General features: G+C 39.6%; 11 protein-coding genes. 3 read left to right on the top strand and 8 right to left on the bottom strand.

Annotation, left to right across the window (positions count from 1 at the left end; all coding sequences use genetic code 11):
• Positions 1–148 precede the first annotated feature (148 nt).
• The 8 genes from ABHC48_RS03420 to ABHC48_RS03385 all read right to left on the bottom strand — a co-directional run bounded on the left by ABHC48_RS03420 (position 149) and on the right by ABHC48_RS03385 (position 7,047).
• Entirely contained in the window at positions 149–883 is a 735-nt protein-coding gene (locus ABHC48_RS03420; protein ID WP_195699885.1) for a hypothetical protein, read from the bottom strand.
• 21 nt (positions 884–904) lie between these two features.
• On the bottom strand, positions 905–1,840 hold the full coding sequence (locus ABHC48_RS03415) for a lambda-exonuclease family protein (RefSeq protein WP_195699884.1): 936 nt from the start codon (positions 1,838–1,840) through the stop codon (positions 905–907).
• Between the two features lie 53 nt (positions 1,841–1,893).
• Entirely contained in the window at positions 1,894–2,238 is a 345-nt protein-coding gene (locus ABHC48_RS03410) for a DUF3848 domain-containing protein (protein WP_195699883.1), read from the bottom strand.
• A 125-nt stretch (positions 2,239–2,363) separates the two neighbouring features.
• Complete coding sequence (locus tag ABHC48_RS03405) at positions 2,364–3,296, bottom strand: DUF932 domain-containing protein (RefSeq protein WP_195699882.1); 933 nt, start codon at positions 3,294–3,296, stop codon at positions 2,364–2,366.
• A 96-nt stretch (positions 3,297–3,392) separates the two neighbouring features.
• Positions 3,393–4,346, bottom strand: coding sequence for a DUF5688 family protein (locus ABHC48_RS03400; protein ID WP_195699881.1), 954 nt, complete (start codon positions 4,344–4,346; stop codon positions 3,393–3,395).
• Between the two features lie 162 nt (positions 4,347–4,508).
• Entirely contained in the window at positions 4,509–6,278 is a 1,770-nt protein-coding gene (locus tag ABHC48_RS03395; protein WP_195699880.1) for an RING finger protein, read from the bottom strand.
• Positions 6,279–6,411: 133 nt separating this feature from the next.
• Positions 6,412–6,843 (bottom strand): hypothetical protein, encoded by a 432-nt coding sequence (locus tag ABHC48_RS03390; protein WP_195699879.1) that lies wholly within the window; start codon positions 6,841–6,843, stop codon positions 6,412–6,414.
• Positions 6,844–6,867: 24 nt separating this feature from the next.
• Positions 6,868–7,047: a hypothetical protein gene (locus tag ABHC48_RS03385; protein ID WP_195699878.1), complete on the bottom strand. Its 180-nt coding sequence runs from the start codon at positions 7,045–7,047 to the stop codon at positions 6,868–6,870.
• A gap of 187 nt (positions 7,048–7,234) precedes the next feature.
• Between ABHC48_RS03385 and ABHC48_RS03380 the strand changes: the two genes are divergently transcribed.
• From ABHC48_RS03380 to sstT, 3 genes are all read left to right on the top strand, one after another.
• Positions 7,235–7,570 (top strand): helix-turn-helix transcriptional regulator, encoded by a 336-nt coding sequence (locus ABHC48_RS03380; protein WP_195699877.1) that lies wholly within the window; start codon positions 7,235–7,237, stop codon positions 7,568–7,570.
• Between the two features lie 306 nt (positions 7,571–7,876).
• Positions 7,877–8,377, top strand: coding sequence for a QueT transporter family protein (locus ABHC48_RS03375; RefSeq protein WP_148461260.1), 501 nt, complete (start codon positions 7,877–7,879; stop codon positions 8,375–8,377).
• A 198-nt stretch (positions 8,378–8,575) separates the two neighbouring features.
• Positions 8,576–9,799 carry a serine/threonine transporter SstT gene (sstT, locus tag ABHC48_RS03370; protein WP_118578572.1) on the top strand — a complete coding sequence of 408 codons (1,224 nt, stop codon included), beginning with the start codon at positions 8,576–8,578 and terminating at the stop codon, positions 9,797–9,799.
• The last annotated feature ends 9 nt before the right edge of the window (positions 9,800–9,808 follow it).

Genomic DNA, 9,808 nt, shown 5'->3' with positions numbered 1-9,808 from the left:
TGTAAAAAAAAGTATCAAAAGTAACCCATTCCACTAGCTTTGCCACGGTATATACCGTTCCAGATCTGACGGTCGTTTCTTTTGATACTTTTCCTTAAGAAATCTTCTGCTGAAATTTCAGCATTGATAGCAGATAATGGCACAGGCTTTATGCTGCACTTTTGGTTCGTTTCAAACCATTGAGCGCTCTTTTATAAGTCACCTGGTCCAGTTCCTGTACAGATGAAATTCCATACCGCTTCAAGATCTGCTGCATAGTAACCCCTGTTCTTCCAAGCTCCGCATACAGAATCTGAATTTCTCCATCTGATATCCTCTGAACTTGCACTTTCTCACTGTCAATATCTGTCACTTGAACAGCAGCTACCTGTAACATCTGATAGCTATATACCGTTTCACTTCTTTGGTTTACAATTTCCAGTGCTGTAATCACCTTGTCAGAAGTGGTCTGGATATTTTTTATTGAGAAGCTGTCTTTCACAGACTTTTTCCCATTCTTCTCACTCATCCGTACTTTATTTATCGGAATATAGATAAACGGTGCCGAATACAATTCCCGTCCAATCCCAATATTAAAGCAGGCTCTCTTAAAAGAATCTGATGCAGCACCTTTTGCCTTTTCATACTCGCTTTCCGTACCTACGTCTTCCTTCTGTACCCACTGCTTTTTCTCATCATCCCAGATACTGAGAATGCAATACAGCTCATTTCCAATCATATTATGCCGTCTCTGCCATCCACAAATGCCAAATACCTCATCCAGTATCGTCTGGTCTACCCTTGCATTTTTATAAAGGAGCAGAGTAATCCCCTGCTCCATGATTGCACCTACACGGCACTCAATCTCTTCCGGATTTAAATTCCGGATTCTTTTTTCTGCCATTAGCTTTTCCCCCTGTAATCCCTATGCAACAGACAATTTTCTATATGAGCTGACATTGCTATACTCTGCAAATATTTCTGGTTTTTCCCTTCGAAGCCTTCTGCCGTCCACAGATTCCCGGCTGAATTTCTTCCAGGAAACAACGATTCCATCTAGTTCACCAGTCTCGTATGCCCCCATAACAGCCTTGATCTGATTGGCAAGTCCAGTTTTCTTTTTCTCAAGTTCTTTGACTTTTGAATCAACGTCCTGGTACTCTGCTATAACTTTTTTCATGTCTACATTAAGCTGAATCGTACTTGCAACAGAATTGCTATATTTTGTATTCAGATATTCCTGGGTTGCCTCAGAATCATCTACAACAGGCTCTGTGTCCGTAAGTACGCACTCTTCCCAGAACTCCTTTTCTTTGACGATCAGTTCTTCAATTAAGGAATCATCTCTGTAAATTATGGTGAAGACAAATTTATTGCCACCAATCAGTGCCGCTATATATGCCTTATTCATGCCGCATACCGCCAGGTAGTGCTGTACCTGCAATACATATTCCTCGGGTACACCATTTTTCCACTGGTCAGCCTTATACTGACTCGCTGTCTTTGCTTCAAAGATACATTTCTCCCCCCGCTCATCTGTAACAATTCCGTCCACATCTGCAAACAGATATGGATACTCTTCGTGAAAAATCATTGCATGTTTCTGGCGCACCTTAAGCCCGGTACGGTTCATAAATTCCTTACGGATAATCGGCTCCATCACATTTCCCCAGTAAGTAAATTCGTTTCCGTTATCTGCAACTGGCAGCTTTCCTATTTTTTCTTCCCACAGCTGTAAAATACTTCTGTAAGGATTTTTTCCCATAATCACAGAAGCATCGGAACCACCGATTCCGTTTCTTCTAAGCTGTAACCATTCTTCTCTTGTAAGGTTCCCTGTTGGTGTCATTTTTCGTCTCATAATTCCTGGCCTCCTGTTTTCTTTCATTTTCCAGACTTTTATTCCTTGCTTCTTTATACCGCTTCCGGAAGGTCATATCCTTCCAGGTCTTCTACCTCATGTCCCACATACTCTTCCAGTTCCTGGTAGGAATGGTCTTTTACACCAAGCCATTTCCTGTACATACCTTCCAGAATCCCGCTTGACATATTCAAAAGGTTTAAAAGTGCAACGTCACTAAGCTGTGCTGATTTTGCCAGAAGCACCTCATATAATGATGAAAAGGTCTCAATCTTGTATGCCTCGGCGATCAGATCTGTCGGGTTTTCACACAGCAGATGTTCTCTGTAAGTGGAAAATTCCCCGTAAAGTTTCTGGACAAATTCCTGTTTTAATTCTTCTTTCACTTTTTGCTTCATTATGCCTGTCTCCTATACTCTGAAAAAACATAGGACTATCGCATCCGCTGATATCCATACACGATATAGATGTAATATCCATATTCTGTATAAAAACTGCTTATTGCGATAGCCCCATCGATAATTCATGCTGCCTTGACCAGCTGGTACGCCCGGTCAATCATTGGGTTGCCATCTGCTGTTCTGGCGAAAATATTCTCTTTGTAATTTGCTGTCTTTCTTCTTGGCGTAGAATGTGTTGCAAAATCAGATACTGCATTTACAAAACGGTACCCATTGTTCCCTACGTCTTTCAGATCGGGAGCGTCAAAATAACGCATTCTCATATCTTCCCGAAGTTTCTCAATTCCACGCTTCTGTTGTAAGGTATAATTTTCTTCCATTGGAAGAAGAATCTTAATATAATCCAATACCTGCTTCTCTGACAGCTTGATTTTTCTCAGATTCTCAAATTCCTGTCCCAGCGCAGTCATATATTCATCTGCCAAAAGCAGGGTGTTTTTGGCTTCTTCAATTTTTCCACTGATATCCCCAGTATGGATCATAGACCAGCTCCGCTTTGCAGTACGGAGTGCCAGGTTCAATGTGTTATTGCAAACAACACGGATTGGAGTCAGGGCAGTCTTCACAGCTCCCGAACCGTCATGGGTATTGGAAAATACCATATACGGACTGATCCGCTCACCGCCAATGATAAACTCCCTTGGCAGTCTGGCAAGCATCCACACACGGCGTCCTTCCTGCAGGGAACCGGCTGTCTCATAACGGACACCCTCGCCCAGTAATGTATCTGTAAAAGCAAAGGCTTCTTCATTCTGGATTACCTTGTAACGGTCTGTTACTACGCCCAGCACCTTGCGGTCTGTGTCTCTTACATTCGCTTTGTACCCCTGGATCAGTTCTTCATTTTCTGTGTAGACTGGCTCCTGGAGAACTTTCCAGTTAAGTCCTGCTAGGCGCAATGCATCCTTTGAATTTGGTGCTTCTGCTACCATTGTTCCCAATCCGTGCCATGGTTTTTCTCTTGTATAAAACATTGTCTCCACATTTGCTGCCATAATTATTTCTCTCCTTTTCTTTTCATGATCTCGTCCCAGATTACAACTGCTGCTGATAAAATACTGATAATGATTCTCTGCAATTATGATTCCCCCTTATTCATCACACTGAAACACGTTTCCCTCACCTTTTGCCAGACGGATGCAGTTACTTTTTCCATCATAGCAATAAACCTGTTCTGTCAGCTTCTCTTCGAGTTCTTTTACTGTCCTGGATCCGTTGTGCAGTCTTCTCTGCATTTCTTCCACTGACATATCTGCCCTTACTGCAGATACCATAACTTCATGGACAGATGTGAACACCAGATACAAACTTTCTGCACCTAATACTTCACAGATTTTTCTGCAGACTCCCGGATAGAAAATTGCAGCTGCACCATGATGTAGTATGGTGGTGCTGATACACTTGTCCCCACTTCCTTCCAGAAGGACAGAAGAACTGTCCTCTTCCATGAAATCTTCCCCTTTATACTCCTGCATAAACAGGGCTTTCAGAAAATTGTAATATCTGGCAGGATATAATTTTGATGAATTCCTCACGGCCTCCTTTATTACTTCGTTTTCATCTGTCTTCCATAATTTCAGAAATTCCGGAGCAACTTTCAGTCCGATCATCTTACCGTTTCGGTCTAACAGTTTAAGATTTGGACAAATTGCAATATCCCCCACAGTCTGATATATGCACTGTGTCAGTGCTTCCTCATTGTAAATACTTTCTGCACTAATAAATAAATGCTCTCTTGCCAGCTTGTAATTTTTGCACTGGCTTACCGCCTGCGCCAGACAGAATCTGTCATCCTCACAGATTGTCCCGATAACTGAATCCGCTATGGATGTAATACTTTCCCCAATCTGGTATCTGGCATACAGTTCCGGGACTCTGATGGAAATAACAGATGCATCTCTGTCGGTATTCATATAATGAATCTCCAATGCCGTATCCGATGTCGGTCCTTCATCCGTCAGACTCCCCATACAGTCAGATTTCCAGCCTGTCTGTGAATAAATTGTCTGTTTTAACGTTTCCATGAATTCTTTGTAGTTTAACATTTCATTCCTCCCTTGATGAAAGTAAAAAGAGCTGAAACGCATATTCACGTCTCAGCTCCGTATAACAGGTTGCTATTTGTTATGTAATTAGTTTCCTCCTTCACGGAAATATTACATTAATATATTTTATAATTATACGCTTATAATATTTATATGATTAGTTTACTTTTTTAACAAATTAATTCCATTCAACTTTTGATAATGCTCAATAATCTTATATATTACTTCTTCCGTAAAAAAATATCCTGGTTTATTGTATAAACTTTTAAAAAGTACTTTTGAACGTTTTTTATATTCAAATTCATAAGAATCTTGAACCGATTTTATTATCAATGAAAATTTCTCTTCATTAAAGCTACACCCTACAATATCTTTAAACAAAAATATTTTACCAGTAGTAAAGAATACTATTCCTACATCAAAGATACCAAATCCATCTTTCCCATAAAAGAAATTGCCATTATCATAAATAAGTAAATATTTCTTTCCCTCTTCAATAAACTTTTTATCATATACTTCCTGCAAATCGTTTTTAAAGATAAATGGACCTTGCATTTCTGTTCCTGCAACCCACATACAATCCTTATACCCTCCAAGACTATGCTCATCTGTGTGTCTTTTTATTAGTAAAGGAATATATTCTTCCATAGGTGCTTGCTTTTCCTCAGTACTTTCATCTTTTGATACATCTGAAATCTCGCACTTTAATATGTAATCATACAATCTTGAACAATTTGCACTAGCCATATATTCAGATTTCAAAAATTCTTCCTGTACTTTTCCTATAGCTTGTTTCGCCTCATAATATTGATCCGCTGTAAGCTTATCAAAATCAAATTTTGATAAATCCACCCATTGCTCTAAAAGGTGATCTACTTTCATATATTTTGCTACAGTTGTCTCACCAATTTTCGCATTTATTCCAAAAAAATCTAAGAAATGATATATACTGGCTTCTTCTGGTGTTTTTTTATATTTTTCATATAAAGTAGCATATGGGGAAAAATAATAAGGATATGTAGTAATTGCATTTAAACATCCTATAATTATTTTTTTATCATCTGTTTCATATTTAGTTGTAGCTGTATAAATATTTCTTGCTTGACTCCAACGTTCTTCATTAAATTCTACCCTACCCAATACATTATTTTCGCACAGTTCATTAAAAACAGCATTAAACACACCAATAATTACGTTATAGGCACCACCGATTAGTTTCTGGTGCACTTCCTTGGAATTTCTTAAAGCATTAATTTGACTATTAATATATTCGTCATCTGATTTTCTTTGTGCCGCATCTCCAAAACTCCGCATGAAATCCGTTCCTGCATTTAACATACCAGCCATAATAGCACCTTTAACAGCACCTTTAACCCCAAATCCATATCCTCTCCACTTACTTCGTGAAGCTTTTTGCATTTCTCGATATTCTGCTAATTCAGATTGTTTATTTGTTACCTCCGCATACTGTTCTACAACTTCTGTAATTATTTCATTATAATCCAAATTATAATATTGACCACCAGCATAGTAATTATTTTTTTCAAAGTATTTCTCAAGAAAATTGTCCACTGACATTGGAATATTATATTCATACAATAACTTCATACTCCAATCTAGCATTTGATCCATCCTCACTCCAACTATGTTCGGAAAACTCTTTATAATGGATCCAAAACATGCCGCATTTCTATAAGCCCCTTGTAAATCCAGCATTAATGTACCTGCTGTTAATTCATATACCTTACGCAACTGTATATAGTTCCAATATTTTCCATTAAATCTCACCCTATAACGACCTAACATGAGAACGATATAGTCTTTTTCATCTCTATTTATTAACGACACGAACCTACTTTTAGGGCATCCACACTCCGGACACTCCTTATTACTATCTATGATTTTTTTTGCACATTCTGGACATATTATCACTGATATCTTCTCCTTTCTTTCCATCTGATTACGTAGTTACACTCTAGTCATTTATTCTCTTCTGAATACAAAACAAGCGAACAAAAACCGTTCTTGTTCGCTTATCCCTCTATTTTTACTTTATCACTTCTTTTTATGAAATCTTGGCAATGCTCTTTACTGCGGTTACAAATTCTTCTGTGACCTTTTTACTTCCCGAATATAGAACCGCTTGATTTCCACTTCTCAAGCTAATTGTAATAATTCGATTCATTCCAAGCCACGCAAAAATCGGAACTAATATTATAGTATATGGTGCCGCAAAGCAACAAAGAAGTGCCACAAGCATAAAAAAGATATAATAACCTGTAATCTTCTTAGTTACCCTTACGTCTGTTATGTCCTCATAATAAAGTACCGGAATAGTACTTTTTTTCGCTGGCTTAGTTTGAATGGTCATTTTTTCTTCATCCATTGTAATCGTACTGTAGATACGTCCTTTTCCCAACGCTGTCATGAATGTCCCACTTGCTGATACTAACTTATATTCTTTTTTTGCAATTTCTGTTTTTGTCTCTTCACTCATCTTTTTGCCTCACCACTAATATTTTTATATAAGACCTATTGCACTGCCCACTAATCCAACAATAATTGCGCCAATCATAATACACCAAAACCATTCAGTAAACACACTCTGGAAACTGAAATGAATAACTGTAAAAAGACTGGAATAAATCTTATGTACAATTAATCCCATTACAATGATTAAAATTAGTAATACAACCGACATAGTCTTTCCTCCCTCGTATTTTTATATTTTAACTTTCTATGTACTTCTACCAAAACCATTATTGTAGAAATATCATATTTTCTTTTATTATACCCTCTATAATTCTATCAGTCAATGTTTGATTCTATTAGTTCATTCGTATTTTTATCTTTTAAGGGCATAATCTTTGTTAAAAGGAGGATTTTCCATGAAATCAATTGATTATACCGAGATCGGACATAAAATTCGACAATCACGCATTTCCCATTCCTACTCCCAGGAGCAACTGGCAGAATTAACAGGAATCTCCACAGCCTTTCTCGGACATATTGAGAGAGGAACCAGAGCTATGTCCCTGGAGACGCTGGTCTCTATTTGTTCAGTTCTGAATATCAGCATTGATTATCTACTGCTTGATGAAATCTCCGAAACAGATTCTGAAATAACGGCGCTTATCTCCGAGGTAAAGTCCAAAGGCGATGTCCAGTACCGTAAATTTGTTAATATAATGAAAGCACTAACCCTAGTTGCTGATAAGATTTAAAATGCGTATTTCAACGTTCGATTTAATATAATATATACTCAAAAAACTTCCAGTCCTTATTGTGAGAACCGGAAGCTTTTTCATATTAGCGTTACTATAAATCAACCACTTATGCAAAATGGGGTACAAATGGGGTACGACCACATTTCCTCTTGCATTCCTCTCCCAAATGTGCTATACTCATGCCCGTTGAAAAGCCCGTAAAAATAAGGTCTTAAGCGGCTTTTCCGCCGATTCCCGGCGCAAAATGAATCGAGTGTTCGTGACCTTCCACTCGTAAAACAAAACTAAAGGAGACAAATGAATATGAAAAACAAGAGTACCCTGTTTCTGGTGCAGGCAGCGCTAATTGCGGCTGTCTATGTTGTACTGACACTGGTGTTTGCACCGTTTAGTTATGGAGAGATTCAGGTTCGAATTTCCGAAGCCCTGACCATTCTTCCATTCTTCACACCAGCTGCCATTCCTGGTCTTTTTGTAGGCTGTATCCTTGCCAACCTGCTTGGCGGTGCAATTCCTCTGGATATTGCATTCGGAAGCATCGCAACCCTCATCGGAGCTGTATTTACTTACAAACTTCGTAACAGCAACAAATGGCTGGCACCAGTTCCACCAATCGTAGCCAATGCAGTTCTGGTTCCATTCGTACTTCGTTACGGCTATTCCGTCAATCTTCCGATTCCACTTATGATGCTTACGGTAGGTGCCGGAGAGATCATTTCCTGCGGAATCTTTGGAATGGTACTTCTCACTGCACTTTCCAAGTACAAGAATACACTGTTTGGCAAACAGGCTGCTGCTAAATAATTTTTTTAATTTGCAAACCCGGGTAAGAGGTTTTTATGCTCCTCCTTACCCGGATTTTTTTCTCTATTTTTTCTTTTTTTCAAAAAAGTCTCTCATTTTCATTAATTTCATCATATATTTTATTGCGAATCCTCCCTGCATACTATATAATTAATTAATCTTTTATCAAATTAAAGAGGGAAAGAGGTAAAGAAACAAATGAAAAATTTATGGAACAAATGGACCGGGATTGCACTGGTGAAACGAATCGTCGTTGGTCTGATTCTTGGTGCCATCCTTGGAGTTGCAGCCCCCGGTGCAACCAGCATTGCCATCCTTGGCGATGTATTTGTAGGTGCCCTGAAAGCTATCGCACCCCTTCTGGTATTCTTTCTGGTTCTCAGTTCACTGTGCAACGCAGGAAAATCCCATGGCGGCGTTATCAAAACAGTAGTTGCCCTTTACATGTTCAGCACTGTACTGGCAGCTGTGATCGCCGTTTTCGCCAGCATGATTTTCCCTGTACACCTGACACTTACCAATGCAGCCGCAGACGCCAGTGCCCCACAGGGTATTGTGGAGGTCCTCAGCAACCTTCTTCTGAATATTGTTGCCAACCCGGTATCTTCCCTGGTGAATGCAAACTATGTAGGTATCCTTACCTGGGCCATCCTTCTTGGTCTTGCCCTTCGTACAGCAAATAACACCACAAAAAAAGTCCTTGCTGACATCGCAGACGGAATATCCCTGGTGGTCAGCTGGATCATCAACCTGGCACCCTTCGGAATCTTCGGTCTGGTATTTAACACCGTATCCACCAACGGATTAGACATTTTCACTACCTATGGAAGACTACTGCTGCTGTTGGTAGGCAGCATGCTTTTCATCTACTTTGTAACAAACCCGCTTCTGGTTTACTGGTGTATCCGCAAGAATCCATATCCGCTGATTCTGCACTGCCTGAAGAAAAGTGCCATCACCGCATTCTTCACCAGAAGTTCTGCTGCCAATATTCCAGTAAATATGAAAGCCTGTGAGGAGATGGGGCTCGACCGTGACACCTATTCCGTAACCATTCCTCTTGGTGCAACCATCAACATGGACGGAGCTGCTATCACCATCACCGTTATGACAATGGCAACTGCTTTTACCCTTGGAATCCACGTTGATATCCCAACAGCTATCATCCTCAGCCTTCTTGCAGCCCTTTCTGCATGTGGTGCTTCTGGTGTTGCCGGCGGATCCCTCCTTCTGATTCCTATGGCCTGCTCCCTTTTCGGAATTTCTGACGACATTTCCATGCAGGTTGTAGCCGTAGGCTTTATTATCGGAGTTATCCAGGACTCAGTTGAGACAGCCCTTAACTCATCTTCTGACCTGCTTCTCTCTGCTTCTGCAGAGTTCAGACAGTGGCGTCTGGAAGGAAAAGAGATTAAATTCTAACACCCAATA

Source organism: Ruminococcus sp. 1001136sp1, assembly GCF_039841815.1.
Taxonomy (GTDB): Bacteria; Bacillota; Clostridia; order Lachnospirales; family Lachnospiraceae; genus Blautia_A; species Blautia_A faecis.
This window is presented reverse-complemented; position numbering and strand designations above follow the sequence as displayed.